At 71.0% G+C, this 19,647-nt stretch carries 13 protein-coding genes; 8 read left to right on the forward strand and 5 right to left on the reverse strand.

From position 1 onward, the window contains the following. Positions 1-28 precede the first annotated feature (28 nt). Entirely contained in the window at positions 29-3,025 is a 2,997-nt protein-coding gene (gene fxsT, locus O3W51_RS06310) for an FxSxx-COOH system tetratricopeptide repeat protein (protein WP_138350886.1), read from the forward strand. Positions 3,026-3,118: 93 nt separating this feature from the next. Here the strand turns inward: fxsT and O3W51_RS06315 are convergent, their stop codons facing one another. From O3W51_RS06315 to O3W51_RS06325, 3 genes are all read right to left on the reverse strand, one after another. Beyond that, positions 3,119-6,904, reverse strand: a complete 3,786-nt coding sequence (locus tag O3W51_RS06315; protein WP_269284411.1) for a multifunctional oxoglutarate decarboxylase/oxoglutarate dehydrogenase thiamine pyrophosphate-binding subunit/dihydrolipoyllysine-residue succinyltransferase subunit — start codon at positions 6,902-6,904, stop codon at positions 3,119-3,121. A gap of 230 nt (positions 6,905-7,134) precedes the next feature. Further along, complete coding sequence (locus tag O3W51_RS06320) at positions 7,135-8,211, reverse strand: HAMP domain-containing sensor histidine kinase (RefSeq protein WP_138350884.1); 1,077 nt, start codon at positions 8,209-8,211, stop codon at positions 7,135-7,137. Next, entirely contained in the window at positions 8,208-8,924 is a 717-nt protein-coding gene (locus O3W51_RS06325; RefSeq protein ID WP_138350883.1) for a response regulator transcription factor, read from the reverse strand. Before O3W51_RS06325 ends, O3W51_RS06320 begins: the two co-directional genes overlap by 4 nt. 202 nt (positions 8,925-9,126) lie before the next feature. Here O3W51_RS06325 and lon point away from each other — a divergent pair, with 202 nt between their 5' ends. After that, positions 9,127-11,544 (forward strand): endopeptidase La, encoded by a 2,418-nt coding sequence (gene lon / locus O3W51_RS06330; protein WP_138350882.1) that lies wholly within the window; start codon positions 9,127-9,129, stop codon positions 11,542-11,544. A 133-nt stretch (positions 11,545-11,677) separates the two neighbouring features. On the opposite strand, the gene O3W51_RS06335 is transcribed toward lon, so the two are convergent. Continuing rightward, on the reverse strand, positions 11,678-12,535 hold the full coding sequence (locus O3W51_RS06335) for a lysozyme (RefSeq protein ID WP_138350881.1): 858 nt from the start codon (positions 12,533-12,535) through the stop codon (positions 11,678-11,680). A gap of 211 nt (positions 12,536-12,746) precedes the next feature. Here O3W51_RS06335 and O3W51_RS06340 point away from each other — a divergent pair, with 211 nt between their 5' ends. Continuing rightward, positions 12,747-13,172 carry a MarR family winged helix-turn-helix transcriptional regulator gene (locus tag O3W51_RS06340; protein ID WP_138351069.1) on the forward strand — a complete coding sequence of 142 codons (426 nt, stop codon included), beginning with the start codon at positions 12,747-12,749 and terminating at the stop codon, positions 13,170-13,172. Between the two features lie 48 nt (positions 13,173-13,220). Here the strand turns inward: O3W51_RS06340 and O3W51_RS06345 are convergent, their stop codons facing one another. After that, positions 13,221-13,991, reverse strand: a complete 771-nt coding sequence (locus O3W51_RS06345; RefSeq protein WP_138350880.1) for a hypothetical protein — start codon at positions 13,989-13,991, stop codon at positions 13,221-13,223. 369 nt (positions 13,992-14,360) lie between these two features. Between O3W51_RS06345 and O3W51_RS06350 the strand changes: the two genes are divergently transcribed. From O3W51_RS06350 to O3W51_RS06370, 5 genes are read left to right on the forward strand one after another with little or no spacing between them, the layout of a single operon-like run. Further along, on the forward strand, positions 14,361-16,757 hold the full coding sequence (locus O3W51_RS06350; protein WP_244809412.1) for a sensor histidine kinase: 2,397 nt from the start codon (positions 14,361-14,363) through the stop codon (positions 16,755-16,757). Then, complete coding sequence (locus O3W51_RS06355) at positions 16,754-17,269, forward strand: roadblock/LC7 domain-containing protein (RefSeq protein ID WP_187145008.1); 516 nt, start codon at positions 16,754-16,756, stop codon at positions 17,267-17,269. The genes O3W51_RS06350 and O3W51_RS06355 overlap by 4 nt, the downstream gene beginning before the upstream one ends. Further along, complete coding sequence (locus O3W51_RS06360) at positions 17,269-17,664, forward strand: DUF742 domain-containing protein (RefSeq protein WP_138350879.1); 396 nt, start codon at positions 17,269-17,271, stop codon at positions 17,662-17,664. Before O3W51_RS06355 ends, O3W51_RS06360 begins: the two co-directional genes overlap by 1 nt. Next, positions 17,645-18,253, forward strand: a complete 609-nt coding sequence (locus tag O3W51_RS06365) for a GTP-binding protein (RefSeq protein WP_138350878.1) — start codon at positions 17,645-17,647, stop codon at positions 18,251-18,253. The genes O3W51_RS06360 and O3W51_RS06365 overlap by 20 nt, the downstream gene beginning before the upstream one ends. A gap of 42 nt (positions 18,254-18,295) precedes the next feature. Then, positions 18,296-19,558, forward strand: a complete 1,263-nt coding sequence (locus O3W51_RS06370) for a styrene monooxygenase/indole monooxygenase family protein (RefSeq protein WP_138350877.1) — start codon at positions 18,296-18,298, stop codon at positions 19,556-19,558. Positions 19,559-19,647: the final 89 nt, after the last annotated feature.

Genomic DNA, 19,647 nt, shown 5'->3' on the forward strand with positions numbered 1-19,647 from the left:
TCGTTCGCATCACGAGGGAGACGGTCGCATGGCCGTAGTGCGGAAGTCGGCGGCAACGGCCGAAAGGCAGCCCGTCACCATCAGTTTCGCGGGATTCAACCGGGCCTGGGCCGCGTGGATCGGCTCGCGTCTCGAACGGCAGGGGCACCGGGTCGCCTTCGAGCGGTTCGACCCGCCCCCGGGGACCACGATCGAGCAGGCGCTCGAAGACCTGTTGCTCGCCGAGGGACGCATCCTCGTCATTCTCAGCGACTGGTACTTCCAGTTGGGCCCGCGCACCCACGAGGAGTGGAACCAGGCGCTGCGCGCCGTCGTCGCGACGAACACCGACCGCTTCGCCGCGGTCTCCGTCACCAACGCCGCGCTCCCGACCGCGACCGCCGCGCTCAGCGCTTCCTCACTGTGGGGCATCGGCGCGCATGAGGCCGAACGCCGGCTGCTGGCACGGCTCGGTACCGTCGACACCGCTCCCCTGGAGGAGAACCCGGCCCGCTCCGGCCCCCGCTTCCCCGCCGACCAGCCGCGGGTCTGGGGCGGCGTCCCGCGCCGCAACATCCGGTTCACCGGCCGGGAGAACCTGCTCGGCAGCATCTATCACCGGCTGCAGCAGGCCGAACACGGCGCCGCCGTCGTTACACTGCTCGGCATGTCCGGCGTCGGCAAGACCCAGATCGCCGCCGAGTACGTCTACCGCTTCGGTTCCGAGTACGACGCGGTGTGGTGGGTCCCCGCCGACCAGCGCGGCACCCTGCGCCAGCGGCTGGCCGAACTCGCCCCGGCCCTCGGCCTCACCACCGGGCCCGAGTACGGCGAGCGGCTGCGCGCCGTGCTCGACGCGTTGCGCCGAGGCAACCCGTACTCCCGCTGGCTGCTCGTACTGGACGGCGCCGACCAGGTCGGGGACATCGCGGACCTGCTGCCCAGCGGACCCGGGCATGTGCTGATCACCTCGCAGAACCGGGCCTGGGGCGAACACAACACCGCCCTGATGGAGGTCCCCGTCTACAGCCGCGACGAGAGCGTCGCCTTCGTCCGCCGCCGGGCCGACAGGCTCGACGACACCGACGCCGACCGGCTCGCGGAGGCGCTGGAGGACCTGCCGCTGCTGCTCGACCAGACGGCCGGCTGGCTGAGCGACTCCACCATGTCGGTGGACGAGTACATCGGGCTGCTGAGCACCGGGAACAACTCCGAGGCCGGCCTCAAGGTCGCCGCCGACTTCCCGATGACCTTCCAGACCGCCTGGTCGATACTGCTCAACCAACTGCGGGACACCGAGCCCGCCTCCATCGACCTGCTGCGGATGTGCGTCTTCTTCGCGCCCGGTCCCATTCCGGTCCGGCTGCTGCGCGAACTGCCGGTACGTGACCTTCCCGAGCAGCTCGTCGGGTTGATGAACGATCCGCTGCGCTGGAACGACGCCACGGCCAAGCTCGTCCAGTACTCGGTGGTCCGCCGCGAGTCGCACGACGTGGGGTCCGACGATCCGGGCGGCGGCTCCGAGATCCTGCACATGCACCGCATGGTCCACCAGACGGTGCGCGACGGCATGTCCGAGGCCGACCGGCGCGAGTACGCCGTGGTGGTGCGCCGCGCGCTGGCCGCCGCCGACCCGGGCCGGCCCACCGACACCCGGCTGTGGCCGCGGTACGCGGAGATCACGCCGCACCTGAAGGCGGCGGGGGTGCTGGAGAGCACCGACCCGGACATCCAGCAGCTGGTGCTCAACTCGCTCCGGTACATGTACCTGTCGGGCGAGTACACCTCCGGGCTCAAGCTGGCGGAACGCGGGCTCGCCGCCTGGAAGGCACTGCTCGGGGAATTCCACCCCCGTATCTGGGACATCACCCGGCACTACGCCAACCTCCTGCACGCGACCGGCAGTTACGAGAAGGCCGAGTCGATCTGCCGGATCGCCGTGGACCATCTGCGGGAGGAGCGCGGGCAGCAGGACCTCGACCTGCTGCGCGCCGCCACCGGCCTGGCCGCGTCCCTGCGCGGCCTCGCCCGGTACGACGAGGCGCACGAGGTGTCCCGGCTGGTGCTGGAGGGCTATCTCGAACTCGTCGGGGACCGCGATTCGCGCACCCTCAGCGCCCGCAACAACCTCGCCGTCTCGGTGCGGCTGCTCGGCCGCTACCAGGAGGCGCTCGAACTCGACCGGCAGACCCTCGACATCCGTCGCGACGCGCTGCGCCCGCGGCACTCCTGGACGCTCTTCTCCGAGATCAACTACGCCTGGGACCTGCGGCTGCTCGGACGGTACGACGAGTCCGTCTCGGTACAGGAACGCAGCGTCCGTACCCACCGCGACGTCATGGGCGTCGACAACCCGCAGACCCTGCGGGCCGAACACACCCTCATCATGGGCCAGTACCGGACGGGTGAACGCCGCGCCCCGGTGCTGCTGGCCCGGCTGCTGGAACGAGTGGAGCGGGTGCTGGGCGAGAACCACCCCCTGACGCTCATGGTCGCCTCCAGCTACTCCTGTGTGGCACGCGAACACGGCGACCTGGACCGCGCACGCGGCGTCGGCGAGGGTGTCGCCCGGCGCTACCGCGCCACTCTCGGCCCCGTACACCCGTATGTGCTGGGCTGCCTCGGCAACAACGGGCTCGTGCTGCGCGCGGCGGGTGAGCGCCAACAGGCCCAGGAACTGATCGAGGAGGCGCTCACGGGGATGAACGAGGCGGTCGGACCGGACCATCCCTGGACGCTGGGCTGCGCACTGAACGCCACCGCCACCCGCAACTTCTCCGGTGATCCCGAAGGGGCGGCCGAACTCAGCCGCGACACATCGGCGCGCGCCGCGGTCTCCCTGGGCGCCACCCACCCGCTGACGCTCTCCGCCCGGATCGCGCTCGCCGCCGACCTGCGGGCGCTGCGCAAGATCCAGGAGGCGGAGAAGATCGAGGAGGAGGCGCTCGCCTCGCTGTCCGCGACGCAGGGCGCCCAGCACGTCCACACCGTCTCCGCCCGGTCCCGCACCCGGCCGTTCTGGGACTTCGAGCCCCAGGGCACCTAGCGCACCGCCTGGGCACGGACAAGGGCCGGGCCCGCCACCTGGATTCAGGTAGCGGGCCCGGCCCTTGTCGCACGTGGTGTCGTGCGCCCGTGGTCAGATCTCGAAGACCTCGTTGACCAGGGACTCCTGCTCGGCCTGGTGGCGCTTGGCGGAGCCGACGGCCGGCGACGAGGACGACGGGCGGGAAACCCGGCGCAGTCGGTCGGCGTTGTCGGGAGCGGCGCCCAGCACCAGGTCCAGGTGGTCGATCAGGTTCAGCGCGATGAACGGCCACGCACCCTGGTTGGCCGGCTCGTCCTGCGCCCACACGTACTTCTGGGCACCGGTGTACCGCGCCAGCTCGGTCTGGATCTCCTTGCCGGGGAGCGGGTAGAGCCGCTCGATCCGGACGATGGCGACCTCGTTCGCGCCCTTGGCCTCACGTGCCGCGATCAGGTCGTAGTAGACCTTGCCGGAGCAGAAGACCACCTTGCGGACGGCGGACGGGCTGACCGTCGTGTCACCGATGACCGGCTGGAACCCGCCCGAAGTGAAGTCCTCGGACCGGGAGTTCGCGGCCTTCAGTCGCAGCATCGACTTCGGGGTGAAGACGATGAGCGGCTTGTGGTGCGGGTTGTGCACCTGCCAGCGCAGCAGGTGGAAGTAGTTCGCCGGCGTGGTGGGGCTGGCGACCGTCATGTTGTTCTGGGCGCACATCGCCAGGAACCGCTCGATGCGGGCCGAGGAGTGGTCCGGGCCCTGTCCCTCGTAGCCGTGCGGCAGCAGCAGGGTGACGCCGGACGTCTGGCCCCACTTCTGCTCGGCGGAGGAGATGAACTCGTCGACGACGGTCTGCGCGCCGTTGACGAAGTCACCGAACTGCGCCTCCCACATCACCAGCGCCTCGGGCCGGGCCAGCGAGTAGCCGTACTCGAAGCCCATCGCCGCGTACTCGCTGAGCAGCGAGTCGTAGACGTTGTAACGGGCCTGGTCCTCGGAGAGGTAGAGCAGCGGGGTGTAGTCCTCGCCGGTCTCCCGGTCGACCAGCACGGCGTGCCGCTGGCCGAACGTGCCACGGCGGGAGTCCTGGCCGGCGAGCCGGACCGGGGTGCCCTCCATGAGCAGCGAGCCGACGGCGAGGGTCTCGCCCATCGCCCAGTCGATTGTGCCGTCCTCGACGCTGGCCGCGCGGCGCTGCAGCTGCGGCAGCAGGCGCGGGTGGACGGTGATCCGGTCCGGGATGTTGACCTGGGCGGCGGCGATCCGCTTGATGGTCTCCTGGCTGATCGCCGTGTCCAGCTTGACCGGGAACTCCTGCGTCGGCACCGGCATTTCGGTGGCGGCAGGGGTGGAGGCGGCCTCGCGGACCTCGGTGAAGACCTTCTCCAGCTGGCCCTGGTAGTCCTGCAGAGCCTGCTCGGCCTCTTCCAGGGTGATGTCGCCCCGGCCGATGAGGGACTCGGTGTAGAGCTTGCGCACCGAGCGCTTCTTGTCGATCAGGTCGTACATCAGGGGCTGGGTGAACGACGGGTTGTCGGCCTCGTTGTGACCGCGGCGGCGGTAGCAGACCAGGTCGATCACGACGTCCTTGTTGAACGTCTGGCGGAACTCGAAGGCCAGCCGCGCGACGCGGACCACGGCCTCCGGGTCGTCGCCGTTCACGTGGAAGATCGGCGCCTCGATCATGCGGGCGACGTCGGTGCAGTACATCGACGAGCGCGACGCGGCCGGGGCGGCGGTGAAGCCGACCTGGTTGTTGATCACGATGTGCACGGTGCCGCCGGTGCGGTAGCCGCGCAGCTGCGACATGTTCAGCGTCTCCGCGACGACGCCCTGGCCGGCGAAGGCCGCGTCGCCGTGTAGCGCGACCGGCATGACGGTGAAGTCGGTGCCCGCCTTGTTGATGATGTCCTGCTTGGCGCGCGCGATGCCCTCGACGATCGGGTCGACGGCCTCCAGGTGCGAGGGGTTCGCCGCCAGCGAGACGGTGATCTGCTCGCCGTCCAGACCGGTGAAGGTGCCCTGAGCGCCCAGGTGGTACTTGACGTCGCCGGAGCCGTGCATCGACTTCGGGTCGAGGTTGCCCTCGAACTCGCGGAAGATCTGCGCGTACGACTTGCCGACGATGTTCGCCAGCACGTTCAGCCGGCCACGGTGGGCCATGCCGATGACGACCTCGTCCAGACGCGACTCGGCGGCCGCGTCGATGACGGCGTCGAGCAGCGGGATGACGGACTCGCCGCCCTCCAGCGAGAACCGCTTCTGGCCGACGTACTTGGTCTGCAGGAACGTCTCGAACGCTTCGGCCGCGTTCAGCCGGCGCAGGATCCGCAGCTGCTCGTCGCGCTCCGGCTTGGTGTGCGACCGCTCGACGCGGTCCTGGATCCACCGGCGCTGCTTCGGGTCCTGGATGTGCATGAACTCGACGCCGACGGTGCGGCAGTACGAGTCGCGCAGCACACCGAGGATGTCGCGGAGCTTCATCAGCGACTTGCCGGCGAACCCGCCGACCGCGAACTCGCGCTCCAGGTCCCACAGGGTGAGGCCGTGCTCCAGGACGTCCAGGTCCGGGTGCTTGCGCTGGCGGTACTCCAGCGGGTCGGTGTCGGCCATGACGTGGCCGCGGACCCGGTAGGAGTGGATCAGCTCGAAGACCCGCGCGGCCTTGGTGACGTCGTCGTCGTGCGCGGTGTCGATGTCGGTCCGCCAGCGGACCGGCTCGTACGGGATCCGCAGCGACTCGAAGATGTCGTCGAAGAAGCCGTTCTCGCCGAGCAGGAACAGGCTCATCTGGCGCAGGAACTCGCCGGACGCCGCACCCTGGATGACCCGGTGGTCGTAGGTGCTGGTCAGCGTCATGACCTTGGAGATGCCGAGCTTGTTCAGGGTGTCCTGCGACGTGCCCTGGAACTCCGCCGGGTAGTCCATCGCGCCGACGCCGAGGATCAGACCCTGGCCGGGCATCAGCCGCGGCACGGAGTGCACGGTGCCGATGCCGCCGGGGTTGGTCAGCGACGCGGTGACGCCGGTGAAGTCGTCCATCGTCAGCTTGTTCGCGCGGGCGCGGCGGACGATGTCCTCGTACGCCTGCCAGAACTCGAAGAAGTTGAGCGTCTCGGCCTTCTTGATGGCCGCGACGACCAGCTGGCGGTCGCCGTTGGGCTTCACCAGGTCGATGGCCAGGCCCAGGTTGACGTGGGCCGGCTTGACCAGCGTCGGCTTGCCGTCCTTCTCCGTGAAGGAGTGGTTCATCGTCGGCATGGCCTTGAGGGCCTGCACCATCGCGTACCCGATGAGGTGCGTGAAGGAGACCTTCCCGCCCCGGGCGCGCTTGAGGTGGTTGTTGATGACGATGCGGTTGTCGAACAGCAGCTTCACGGGAATCGCGCGAACGCTGGTCGCCGTCGGCAGTTCGAGGCTGGCGTTCATGTTCTTCGCGACGGCGGCCGACGGGCCGCGCAGCGTGACGTACTCCGGTCCCTCGGCAGCCGCTGCCGGCTCCGCGGCCTTGGCCGGGGCTGCCGCAGCCTTCGCGGGAGCGGCGGCCGGCTTGGCGGGGGCCGGGGTGGTGGCCGCGGGCGTGGCTGCCGCGGCGGCCGGCGCCGGAGCGGCGGCCTTCGCAGCGGCCGGCGCGGCCTGTGGGGCAGGGACAGCAGCCGTGACCGGGGCGGCCGGGGCCGGCGCGGCCGGGGCGGCCACGGACGAACCCGTGTCCGTCCCTGGCTTGTAATCGGCAAAGAAGTCCCACCAGGCTCGGTCTACCGAGTTCGGGTCCTGGAGGTACTGCTGGTAGATCTCATCGACGAGCCACTCGTTGGGGCCGAAGCCCGCGGCAGGGCTCTTGCCCTGACCGTTGGTCTCGATCGATGTGCTCGAGCTATTGGGGGACTGTGGCGACACGGCGGCAACCGCCCTCTTCCGCTTCACAAGATGGTGGACAGCGGGAATAAAGGCTACGCCTACCGGGCCGTTCGGCGCAGGCCCGGGGGTCAGTCGTCGCGTAAGTCACACCGGAAGAGGGGTTTCGGCGCTGTGCATGGCGGGAAATTGGTCCCTCTTAAGGGGTTGTGACGGCGTCCCCCCGTACGAGTACGGCCCGCTGTCCGCCGCACCCGTATTGCCAGCCTATGTCAACGTTGCGCGGGAACCGAACCCGGAAGCGTGACGCGGATCCGGCAGCCACGGGGGGATTCGGCCACCTCGATGTCCCCGCCGTGCAGATCGACCGCCCAGCGGGCGATGGCCAGCCCCAGTCCCGTACCGCCGTCGCCGCCGGGGTGGGCGCCCCGGTTGAAGCGGTCGAAGACCCGGTTGCGCTCGGACTCCGGGATGCCCGGACCCTCGTCCCGCACATCCAGGTCCAGGCTCCCGGGCACGGCCCCGCGCCGGGCGCGGACGGTGACCCGGCCGCCGGGCGGGCTGTGCTTGACGGCGTTGTCGACGAGGTTGGCCACCACCTGGTGCAGCCGCTCGGCGTCGGCGTACGCGGTCAGCTCCGGCGGTGAGACGTCCAGGTGCAGATGGACGTCGGCGCGGGGGCGGCTGCGCCGGCCGGCGCGGGCGGCGCCCTCCATGCCCAGGCTGGCCGTCTTCAGGACGGCCGACAGATAGGGCCAGACCTCGAAGGGCTTGGCGTCCAGGTGCACCGCGCCGCTGTCCAGCCGGGACAGGTCCAGCAGCTGGCTGACCAGCTTGCCCAGCCGCTCGGTCTGCTGCAGCGCGGTCCGCATCGTCTCGGGATCGGCCTCGGACACCCCGTCGACGACATTCTCCAGGACCGCGCGCAGCGCCGCGATGGGCGTCCTGAGCTCATGTGAGACATTCGCCACCAGTTCCTTGCGGTGCTGGTCGACGGCCTCCAGATCGGCCGCCATGCGGTTGAACGTCTCCGCCAGCTCACCGACCTCGTCGCGGCGCACCTGCGCCACCCGTCGGCTGTAGTCGCCCTGCGCCATGGCCCGCGCGACCGCGGTCATCTCCCGCAGCGGCGCCGTCAGGCCGTGCGCCACGAACTGGGTGATCAGCAGACAGGCGATGATCGAGAAGATCGTGATCACCCGGAGCTCGGTGGCCGAGTGGATCGCGACGATCACCAGCAGCGTCGTGATCAGCACCGAGACGACGACCAGCAGTTGCAGGGCCGCCTTGATGGACCGCAGCGGGTCGTAGGGCCTCAGCGCCGCCCACAGGCGCGCCCACAGCCTCATGGGGCCGGGGTCTCCAGCGCGTAGCCGACGCCGTGCACCGTACGGATCCGCTCGGCGCCGATCTTGCGGCGCAGCGCCTTCACGTGGCTGTCGACGGTGCGGGTGCCGGACGCGTCGGCCCAGTCCCAGACCTCGGCGAGCAGCTGCTCACGGGAGAGGACGGCGCGCGGCTGCTGTGCCAGGCACACCAGCAGGTCGAATTCGGTCGGGGTCAGGTGCACATCCGTGCCGCGCACCCGGACCCGTCTCTGGGAGTTGTCGATCTCCAGGTCGCCCAGTTGCAGACTGCCGCCGCGCGGGCTGTGCGCGGCTATCGTCGCGCGCTCCACGCGGCGCAGCAGTACGTGCACCCGGGCGGCCAGCTCGCGCATGGAGAACGGCTTGGTCATGTAGTCGTCCGCGCCGACCCCGAGGCCGACGAGCATGTCGGTCTCGTCGTCACGTGCGGTCAGCATCAGCACCGGCACCGGCCGCTGCGCCTGGACCCGGCGGCAGACCTCCAGGCCGTCGTAGCCGGGCAGCATGACGTCGAGCACCAGCAGATCGGGCTGCCAGGCGATCGCGGTCTCCACCGCGGTGGGTCCGTCGCCCGCTGTGCGTACCTGGAACCCTTCGGCGCGCAGCCTTGCCGCGATGGCGTCGGCGATCGTCGGATCGTCCTCCACCACCAGCACCCGGCGCTGTGCGCCTGGTGTCGTCTGTGTGCTGTCCATTGCCGCCCCACAAGGTCGTCCCGGTTGGCATGCAGCGTACGGGGCGGTCGGCGCGCTCGGCTACGTGGCCCAAAAGGGGCACCCGGCGTCCTTTCCGGGCGTCACGAACGTGATCGCTCAGAGCGAACATCCGTTGGGGAACACCGGGGGCATCAGATGCATTGAGTCCACATAGCTCAACTTGCTTGCTTAGGGAGAGATCATGGCTGCTGTAACCGCATCGTCCGGACCGCTCACCCTGCCCGTGCTGCCACTGGATGACGCTGTGGTGCTGCCCGGCATGGTGGTGCCGCTGGACCTGACCGACACCGAGGTGCGCGCGGCCGTGGAAGCCGCGCAGGCCGCGCACGTCTCAGGAAGTAAGAGCAAGCCGCAGGTGCTGCTTGTTCCACGGATCGACGGCACGTACGCCGCGGTCGGCACGCTCGGCTGGATCGAGCAGGTCGGCCGGCTGCCCGACGGGGACCCGGGCGCGGTCATCCGCGGGGTGACCAGGGTGCGGATCGGGGCCGGCACCACCGGACCCGGCGCCGCGCTGTGGGTGGAGGCGACCAAGGTCGAGGAGCCGGCGGTCACCGAGGCGCCCGGCGCGGTCGCCGAGCTCGTCAAGGAGTACAAGGCACTGGCCACCAGCTGGCTGCGGAAGCGCGGCGCCTGGCAGGTCGTGGACCGGGTGCAGCAGATCGAGGACGTCTCGCAGCTCGCGGACAACTCCGGCTACTCCTCGTTCCTGACGACCGAGCAGCGGTTGCAGCTGCTGGAGACCGGCGACCCGGTGGAGCGGCTGCGGATCGCCATCGCCACGCTGCGCGACCACCTCGCGGAGCAGGACGTCGCGGACACCATCCGCAAGGACGTGCAGGAGGGGATGGAGAAGGCGCAGCGCGAGTTCCTGCTCCGCCAGCAGCTGGACGCCGTCCGCAAGGAGCTGTCCGAGCTGAACGGTGAGCCGGAGGACGAGGCCGGTGACTACCGGGCCCGCGTCGAGGCCGCCGATCTGCCGGAGAAGGTCCGCGAGGCCGCGCTCAAGGAGGTCGAGAAGCTGGAGCGCTCCTCCGACGCCTCGCCCGAGGGCAGCTGGATCCGCACCTGGCTGGACACGGTGCTCGAACTGCCGTGGAACACCACCACCGACGACGTGTACGACATCCCGGGCGCGCGCTCGGTGCTCGACGCGGACCACGCGGGCCTCGACGACGTCAAGGAGCGCATCACCGAGTACCTGGCGGTGCGCAAGCGCCGCTCGGACCGCGGTCTGGGCGTCGTGGGCGGCCGTCGCGGAGGCGCCGTGCTGGCGCTCGTCGGCCCTCCCGGGGTCGGCAAGACCTCGCTCGGCGAATCCGTCGCGAAGGCGATGGGACGGAAGTTCGTCCGGGTCTCGCTCGGCGGCGTCCGGGACGAGGCGGAGATCCGCGGCCACCGGCGCACCTACGTCGGCGCGCTGCCCGGCCGCATCGTCCGGGCCATCAAGGAGGCCGGGTCGATGAACCCGGTGGTGCTGCTCGACGAGATCGACAAGGTCGGCTCCGACTACCGGGGCGACCCGGCGGCGGCACTGCTGGAGGTGCTGGACCCGGCACAGAACCACACCTTCCGGGACCACTACCTGGAGGTCGAACTGGACCTGAGCGATGTGGTCTTCCTGGCCACCGCCAACGTCCTGGACTCGATCCCCGAGCCGCTGCTCGACCGGATGGAACTGGTCAGGCTGGACGGCTACACCGAGGACGAGAAGGTCACCATCGCCCGTGACCACCTGCTCCCGCGCCAGCTGGAGCGGGCCGGACTGGTCACCGACGAGGTGTCGCTCGACGATTCGGCGCTGCGCAAGCTCGCCGGGGAGTACACCCGCGAGGCGGGTGTGCGCACCCTGGAGCGGTCGATCGCCCGCATCCTGCGGAAGATCGCGGCCCGGCACGAACTGGGCGAGCAGAAGCTGCCGTTCACCGTCACCGACGCGGATCTGCGGGCGCTGATCGGGCGGCCGCACCACACCCCCGAGTCGGCGCAGGAGCCGGACGAGCGGCGGACGGCCGTCCCCGGGGTGGCGACCGGCCTGGCCGTGACCGGGGCGGGCGGCGACGTGCTGTTCATCGAGGCGTCGCTGGCCGACCCGGAGACGGGCGGATCGGGGCTGACCCTCACCGGCCAGCTCGGCGACGTCATGAAGGAGTCGGCACAGATCGCGCTCTCCTTCCTGCGCTCGCACGGCGCGGAACTGGAGCTGCCGGTCGGCGACCTGAAGGAGCGCGGTGTGCACATCCACGTGCCCGCCGGCGGCATCCCGAAGGACGGCCCGAGCGCGGGCGTCACGATGACGACGGCGCTCGCCTCGCTGCTGTCGGGGCAGCGGGTCCGCACCGATGTGGCGATGACCGGTGAGGTGTCGCTGACCGGGCGGGTGCTGCCGATCGGCGGCGTCAAGCAGAAGCTGCTGGCCGCGCACCGGGCCGGAATCACCACGGTGATCATCCCGAAGCGCAACGAGCCCGACCTGGACGACGTGCCCGCGGAGATCCTGGAGAAGCTCGAGGTGCACCCGGTCTCCGACGTCCGGCAGGTGCTGAAGCTGGCGCTCGAGCAGTCGGTGACGGAGGACCGGATCCCGGTCGCCGCCTGACCGTCGGACCGCTGCCGTGGCGGCAACGGAGCGGTGCACACAGAACAGGGCGCTCCCCTCCCCCCGTGCGGAGGGGCGGCGCCCTGTTCCGTGTTCTGTTTCCGTGTTCTGTGCGGTTCAGCGGGCCGGGCGGCTATCCGTTGGCGAAGGCCTGCAGCCGGTCGTAGGCCCCGTTGAAGCGGTCCTGGTCACCGGGGAAGACGCCGGAGTCGGCGTACTGCCAGATGGTGTGGAAGCCCCAGCCGGCCGGCAGGGTGCCGGCGCTGGTGGAGTAGCGCGCGATCCACAGCGGGTTGTTGGCGGCGAAGGCACTGCTGTTGCCGGTGCACTGGGTCCACCAGTTGGTGGAGGTGTAGATCGTCGGGTACCGGCCGGTACGGGCGCGGTACTCGTTGCTGAACGAGGCGATCCAGCTGACCATGCTGCTCGCGCTCAGGCCGTAGCAGGTGGCGCCGTACGGGTTGTACTCGATGTCGAGCGCGCCCGGCAGGGTCTTGCCGTCACCGGACCAGCCGCCGCCGTGGTTGACGAAGTAGTCGGCCTGGGCGGCGCCGCCGGAGTTGTCCGGCAGCGCGAAGTGGTACGAGCCGCGGATCATCCCGACGTTGTACGAGCCGTTGTACTGCTGGGCGAAGTAGGGATTGGTGTACGAGGTGCCCTCGGTGGCCTTGATGTAGGCGAACCGTCCGCCGTTGGACCAGGCCGCGGACCAGTTGACGTTGCCCTGGTAGCCGCTGACGTCCATGCCCGGAGTCTGGGTGACCAGTGGGGTGGCCACGCCTCCGGTGGTGCTGCCGCCCTCGTGGGCGCGGATGGTCGAGCCCATCCAGTCGAGTTCGGGGTGGGTCATCGGGCCGCTGCCGACCGCGCCGGCGGAATTCGGCAGGGAGAACAAGAGGGCGAGCACAGCGAAGAGCAGTCCGGCGGCGAAGGCCGTCCGGGTGCGGAAGAATCCTGATCTGCGCACGGCGGATTGGGCTCCGAAGGACATATGTTCCTCCATGGGGGACGGGGCCTGACGCGCACCATGGCCTTGGGGTGGCCATGACAAGACGAAGGTAGGGGCGGAAACTACGCGCGTGGAAGGGTCCCCGGGAACCGCCGTTGGTCTACACCTACGAAATACTTGAGCAGCTGCGGGAACGACGATCGCTGAAAGAAACTTTCAGCCCCCTGAAAGCGGGAGCGCTGTGGACGAGCAGATGGAAGCCCTGGAACGCGAGCTGACGGTGTTCTACCGGCGGGCTCGCGCGTCCTCCGGCGAGATGGCGCGTGAGCTGCACCCGGAACTGGAACCCGCCGCCTACGGGCTCCTGGTCCGGCTCCAGGAGTGCGAGCCCGAGCGCGCCACCGACCTCGCCGCGTACTTCGGCGTCGGCAAGGCCACCATGAGCCGGCAGCTGCGCGCGCTGGAGGTGCTGGGGCTGATCACCCGCGAGCCGGATCCCGCCGACGGCCGCGCCTTCCTGATGCGGATGACGGCCGAGGGCCGCGAGCGCTTCTCCCGCGTGCGCGCCGCCCGGCGCTCCCGCTACCTCCGGCGGCTGGCGGCCTGGGACCGCGGCGAGGTCAGCGAACTGGCCCGGCTGCTGCAGCGGCTGAACGAACTGCAGGGCTCGGAGGACTAGGGCACGCCCTGGAGGCCCCCTCCGGACGGATGAAAGCGACCCGCCGGGTCAGAGCTCAACGAGGGCGGCCGTCGCGTCGTCGAACGGCTTGCCGCGCGGGACGGCGCGGCCCTCGGGGTCGGCGGCCTCCACGGCGCGCACCCGCCGGATCAGCGTCTGCGGTCCCTCCTCGCGCAGCAGCGCGAAGGTGCCGGCCCAGTCGTCCGTACGGAAGACCTCGACCAGCCGGGTCGCCCCGTCGCTCAGCGCCGCGAACGCGCGGACGTCGCCGCGCGGGGTGGTGCCGGTGACCGCGCGGGAGACCACCGCCGGATCGGCGGCGGCGGTGAAGAAGCCGCCCTCGGCGTTGCGCAGCGCGGGGACGGCGCGGCCCTCGGCCACCAGCCGGTCGATGCGGTCGTCCAGCACCGGTGTGATCTTGCCGTCGGCGGCCTCCAGGAGCAGCACCGAATCGGAGAGCACGAGATGCTCCACAGTGTCCTGGTTCCACCGGACTGTGACCACCGTGGCCTGCGGTGTGAGCTGGTGATAAAGATCACAGGTGTCGCGGTGCGCGTCCGCCGTACGGGCAATTGCGGACGCCAAACAGTCGGAGAGAGTCATCTCCGGTCGCGAAACGGACAGTTCGAGCAGGGCCCCGCCGAGCCGCGCCACGAACCAGGGCACCGAGTGGATGCAGTCCCCGTTGCCGGGCCGCGGCGTCACGCCATCCAGCAGAACCAGCACGCCACCGTGCCCGGAAGCGGGCAGGGCCAGCGAAAGGAAGTCCTCGTTGGGGTGGTCGGGGGTGCCGGGCTCGGTGCTGCTCTCGATGCGCATGGCTCAATTCTGCCGGAGCGCCGTTCGAACCTCTTGGTCCGTACCTGACGGGCCCCGTATCGCGCCCGGTGCGGATCCCATGGCGCCTGACATGGGCGGATGGGATGCGGGCGGGCATCCTGCCAGGGCTCGGGCGCGACGCCAAACCCGTTCGGCGATCACGGATCGAGACGTTCCGCGCCGGACTTGTCCGTCAACTCATGGGTGCGATTCACTCGTTCGGGTGTCGGGGGAGGGGGACGCGCGGCCCCGTCTACAACGGGCTGAGAAGGTCGGGCCCATTGACCAGGCGAGACGGGATTGCGAGCTCCGGTGCGAAGACGACGTGAACCGCGCGACGGGGTCCCCCCGGCGGCGGGCAAAGGACGGGTGCGCAGCCGCTTGCTGGCCGCCCTGTTGATCTGTGCTGTCATCGTGCCGGCCGCGGCCGCGCCCGGTGTGGCGGTCGCCGTGCGCGACGTGTCCGACGCGCAGGACGAGGTGACGGGGGCCGAGTTGGCCGTCCGGGCGATCTCGCTGTCGCACTCCCTGGCCGACGAACGCGACGACATGGCCGCCTTCGTCGCCGGCGGCCGCTCCACCGCGCCCGGCACCGGCGCCCCCGGACTCTCCGAATCGCAGCGCAACCGGGTGGACCGGCAGGCGCAGAGCCTCTCGGCCGACGAGGACACCGGCGCGGAACCGCGCGAAGTGCTGGCGACCCTCCCGCAGATCCGGCAGGAGGCGCTGACCGGCACCGGTACGCCGCAGGCCGTCGTAGCCGCGTACGCCCCGCTGCTGGACGCCCTGGGCCGGGTGACGGGTCCGGTGACCGCACCGCTCAGCCGCGCCGCCGCGCTGGCCGCCACCGAGCGCGGGCTGCTGGTGAGCGCGCTCACCGGCTCCGGCTCCCAGCGGCCGCTGGCCACCGACGCGCAGACCGCCGCGGTACAGGAGCGGGCCGCGCTCGCCGACTTCCGCGCCACCGCGCCCCAGGACCTCCGCGACCAGTACAGCCAGACCGTCACCGGCGCGGATGTCACCGAGGCCGAGAGCGACCTCCGGCTCCTCACCGACCAGCCGCAGCTGACCGGTTCCGACCGGGCGCTCGGCACGGCCGAGGTGAAGGCCGCGCTCACCGCCAGGATCGACCTCATGCGCAGCGTCGAGTCCTCGCTCGCCACCGCCGAGGCCGACGCGGCCGGCGAACGGCGGGACGACGCGGTGACCGCCCTCGAACTGCGGGTCGCCCTCGCCGCGCTGTGCCTGCTGGTCGCCGTCGGCGTCCTCGTCTCCACCGCCCGCTCCCTCACCCGGCCGCTCGCCGCGCTGCACCGCTTCGCCAAGGGCGGGTCCGAAGAGGCACGCGTCATCGGCAACGACGAGTTCGCGACGGTCGCCCGCCGTATCAACGTGCTCGTCACCGAGCTGCGCGCCGTACAGGCCCGCGGCCTCGAACTCGGCGCGGAACAGACCCGGCTGCTCGGCATCCGCGACGCGCTCACCGCGGAACGCGACAGCCTGCTGCGTCAGCGGGACGACGCAAGCGCCGCGAGCACCGTGAGCGCCAGGACCGGCACCGACCGGACCGGCGGGCACACCACGTACGTCAGCCTGTCGCTGCGCACCCTGGGCCTGGTGGAGCGCCAGCTCGCCCTGATCGAGGGTCTGGAGGAGCGCGAGCAGGACCCGGACCGGCTGGAGACGCTCTTCCGGCTGGACCACCTCGCCACCCGGATGCGCCGCAACAGCGAGAACCTGCTGGTCCTCGCCGGCACCGAGCACAGCCACGGCGGCGCCACCGTCAAGCCCGTGCCGCTGGTCGACGTGGCCCGTGCGGCGATCTCGGAGATAGAGCGCTACGAGCGGGTGCGGATCCAGGTGCTGCCCGCCGGGCAGCTGGCCGGCCACGCCGCCGACGACACCAGTCACCTGGTGGCCGAACTGCTGGACAACGCGACCGCGTTCTCGCCGCCCCAGGCCGAAGTACAGCTCTCCGGCTGGATGCTGGAGAACGGCGAGGCCATGATCTCCGTCGAGGACCAGGGCATCGGCGCTCCGCCGGAGCGGCTCGCCGAGCTGAACGCGCTGCTCACCGACCCCGAGCCGACCGCGCCCGGCAACGCGACCGGTATGGGGCTGTACGTCGTGGCCCGGCTCGCCGCCCGCCACGGGATCCGCGTCCAGCTGCGCGAGCAGAAGCAGGGCGGCATCGCGGCCGTCGTCATCCTGCCGCGCCGGCTGCTGCCCGCGGCCCGGCCCGACGAGGCTCCGGCCAACCCGGTGGAGGCCGCGATCGCGGGCGAGCCGATGCCGGTTGCCGTGTCGGAGACTCCGGAGCGGGCACCGGAACGGGTACCCGCCGAGCCGGAGGCGGTTCCGGACGCGGCCGGGGCCGGGGCCGCGGGTGACGCTTCCGTGGAGCACTCGGGACCCGAGCGGGACCCGGCCGGCGACCGGCCCACGGGCGGCGTCGTACGGCCGCGGCACGCGCCCGACGACGCGCAGGCGGAACCCGCCGGACCCGACGGATCCATCACCGGCAAGGGCCTGCCGCAGCGCGTGCCGCGCAGCAGCGGGCTGACCGGTGAGCCGGCCGCGCGGCGCCCGGAACGGACCGGGCCGGTGGACGCGGAGGCGCTACGGCGTAAGTTCGGCGGATTGCAGCAAGGACTTCGGGACGGACGACGGGACGCGGAAGAGGAGACCCGGGCGGCGGACCCGGAGAAGGCAGGCCCAACGGGGGGCACAGGCGCAGCTGGAACCATCGAGGAGGCGAGCCGTTGAACGCGGCGAGTACGGACACGAAGGACCTGAGCCATGAAGCCCGGAATCTGCGGTGGTTGCTGAGCAACTTCGTCGAGGAGGTGCCGGGTGTCCACTCGGTCGCCGTGGTCTCCTCCGACGGACTGCTGCTGATCAACTCCGACCCGGATCCGGCGGCCGCGGCGGAACCCGGCGGGCAGCAGCCGCCGGCCGGCCCCGCGGACGCCCGTGCGGACCTGGCCACGGTCGTCTCCGGCCTTGCCTCGCTGACCGACGGCGCGGCGCGCCTGATGGACGGCGGCCGGGTCCGGCAGACCGCGGTCGCCATGGACGAGGGCAGTCTCTTCGTGATGTCGATCAGCGACGGGTCGCTGCTCGGCGTCCACGCCTCCGCCGACTGCGACATGAGCGTCGTGGGGTACCACATGGCCCTGTTCGTCGGCCGGGCCGGCCACGTGCTGACGCCCCAGCTCCGCAACGAGTTGCGCCGGTCCCAGGAAGCCGCCGGCGCCGAGAGCGGGGGCGGTCGCTGATGTCCATGTCCTTGCCCCAGCGCGGCCTCGACCGCCGCACGGCCCGGGTCCGCCCGTACGCCCTGACCGGTGGACGCACTCGCTTCGGCCATGTGCTGTTCGTCGAGACCTTCGTGGCGAGCATCGACGGCCAGGAGCCGAATTTCGTGCTGACCGCCGGCCGCTGGGCCGAGCGGGTGATGCCGGAGATGCGCGCGATCGTGGAGTTGTGCCGCAGAATGCGGTCGGTGGCCGAGATCTCGGCACTGCTGCGGATGCCGCTCGGCGTCGTCCGCGTACTGCTCAGCGACCTGGCTGATCAGGGGAGGATCCGCGTCTACGGCACCGGGCACGGCCCCGGCAGCCCGGATCGCGCGCTGTTGGAAAGGGTGCTCGGTGGACTTCGCAGGCTTTGAGGAGACCGGCGGCACGCAGGAGTGGCAGACGGAGCGCGGGCGCGCGCCGGTCTCCACCAAGATCGTGGTCGCGGGCGGCTTCGGCGTGGGCAAGACGACGTTCGTCGGCTCGATCTCCGAGATCACGCCGCTCACCACCGAGGCGGTGATGACGCGGGCCAGCGAGTCCGTGGACGACCTCGGCTCGACCCCGGACAAGACGACGACCACCGTCGCGATGGACTTCGGCCGGATCACCCTGGACCAGGACCTCGTGCTGTACGTCTTCGGCACGCCCGGTCAGCAGCGCTTCTGGTTCATGTGGGACGACCTGGTGCGCGGCGCGATCGGCGCGATCGTGCTGGCGGACACCCGGCGGCTGGCCGAGTGCTTCCCGGCGCTCGACTACTTCGAGGGCTGCGGACTGCCGTACACGGTGGCGGTCAACCAGTTCGAGGGCACTCCGGAGTACACCGAGCAGGACGTCCGCGAGGCGCTCGCCGTACCGCCGCACATACCGGTGTTGATCTGCGACGCCCGGAAGCGGTATTCGGTAGTGGAGGCACTCATGGCCCTGGTGGCGCACGCACTGGCCGAACAGCCGCTCTGAGCGATCCGTTCCCGAATTTTTCACGAAAGCCGGACCTTCATCATGCGCAAGATACTCATCGTCGGAGCCGGTCAGGCCGGGCTCCAACTGGCCCTGGGTCTGCAGGGCCGTGGCTATGAAGTCACCCTCATGTCCAACCGCACGGCCGACGAGATACGCGACGGCCGGGTGATGTCCACGCAGTGCATGTTCGACACCGCGCTGCAGCACGAGCGCGATCTCGGCATCAACTTCTGGGAGGAGCAGACCCCGCGCATCGAGGGTCTCGGTGTCTCGGTCGCGGCCCCGGACGCGTCGCGCCCCATCGACTGGGTGGGCCGGCTGGACGGCTACGCGCAGTCCGTCGACCAGCGGGTGAAGATGGCCGGCTGGATGGAGACCTTCGCCGAGCGCGGCGGCAAGCTCGTCATCCACGGCGTCGCGGTCTCCGACCTCGACTACTTCTCGCGCGCCTACGACCTGGTGCTGGTCGCCGCGGGCAAGGGCGAGCTGGTCTCCATGTTCCGCCGCGACGCGTCCCGTTCGCCCTACGAGGCCCCGCAGCGCTCCCTGGCCGTGTCGTACGTGCACGGCCTCGCACCGCGCCCCGGGAGCGACGGCCGGCTCGCGGTCAACGTCAATCTGGTGCCGGGCATCGGCGAGCTGATCGTGATCCCGACCCTCACCACCTCGGGCCCCGCCGACATCCTCTTCTGGGAGGGCATCCCCGGCGGTCCGCTGGACGTCTTCCAGGGCGTCAAGGACCCCGAGGAGCAACTGCGCCTCACCCTCGACCTGATGCGGCAGTTCACCCCGTGGGAGTACGACCGGACCCGCTCGGTGGAACTCACCGATGCGAACGGCACCCTCGCCGGCCGGTACGCGCCCACGGTCCGGCAGGGCGTCGCCGAACTGCCGTCGGGCGGTCTCGTCCTCGGCGTCGCCGATGTCGTCGTCGCGAACGACCCCATCACCGGACAGGGCTCCAACAGCGCTGCCAAGTGTGCCGCGTCCTACCTGGAGAGCATCACCGAGCGCGGCGACCAGCCCTTCGACGGCGCGTGGATGCAGTCTGCCTTCGACCGGTACTGGCGGATCGCCGAGCCCGTCACCCAGTGGACGAACGCGATGCTCGCGCCGCCGCCCGAGCACGTTCTCCAGGTGATCGGCGCCGCGGGCGAGCTGCAGCCCGTCGCGGACCGCTTCGCCAACGGGTTCAACGACCCGGCCGACTACGGGCAGTGGCTCTTCGACCCGGAGCTGGCCGCGGCCTACCTCGGCGAGGTCCAGGCCGGTCGGACCGCGCAGCCCGCACAGGGCGCGTAACACGGCGGGGCCGGGCGGGCTCGCGACACGAGCCCGCCCGGCCCCGGAGTTTCCCGGTACCGCCAGGGCGTGTTTCGAAAGTAGCGCCG

It is taken from the genome of Streptomyces sp. H39-C1 (assembly GCF_027158125.1).
GTDB lineage: Bacteria > Actinomycetota > Actinomycetes > Streptomycetales > Streptomycetaceae > Actinacidiphila > Actinacidiphila fildesensis.

What these genes read in the sequence shown, in the direction of transcription:
- fxsT (WP_138350886.1), top strand. Translation starts at nt 29, where the DNA reads ATGGCCGTAGTGCGGAAGTCGGCGGCAACGGCCGAAAGGCAGCCCGTC.
- O3W51_RS06320 (WP_138350884.1), bottom strand. Translation starts at nt 8,211, where the DNA reads ATGAGGCTGTGGGCGCGCCTGTGGGCGGCGCTGAGGCCCTACGACCCG.
- O3W51_RS06325 (WP_138350883.1), bottom strand. Translation starts at nt 8,924, where the DNA reads ATGGACAGCACACAGACGACACCAGGCGCACAGCGCCGGGTGCTGGTG.
- lon (WP_138350882.1), top strand. Translation starts at nt 9,127, where the DNA reads ATGGCTGCTGTAACCGCATCGTCCGGACCGCTCACCCTGCCCGTGCTG.
- O3W51_RS06335 (WP_138350881.1), bottom strand. Translation starts at nt 12,535, where the DNA reads ATGTCCTTCGGAGCCCAATCCGCCGTGCGCAGATCAGGATTCTTCCGC.
- O3W51_RS06340 (WP_138351069.1), top strand. Translation starts at nt 12,747, where the DNA reads ATGGAAGCCCTGGAACGCGAGCTGACGGTGTTCTACCGGCGGGCTCGC.
- O3W51_RS06345 (WP_138350880.1), bottom strand. Translation starts at nt 13,991, where the DNA reads ATGCGCATCGAGAGCAGCACCGAGCCCGGCACCCCCGACCACCCCAAC.
- O3W51_RS06360 (WP_138350879.1), top strand. Translation starts at nt 17,269, where the DNA reads ATGTCCATGTCCTTGCCCCAGCGCGGCCTCGACCGCCGCACGGCCCGG.
- O3W51_RS06370 (WP_138350877.1), top strand. Translation starts at nt 18,296, where the DNA reads ATGCGCAAGATACTCATCGTCGGAGCCGGTCAGGCCGGGCTCCAACTG.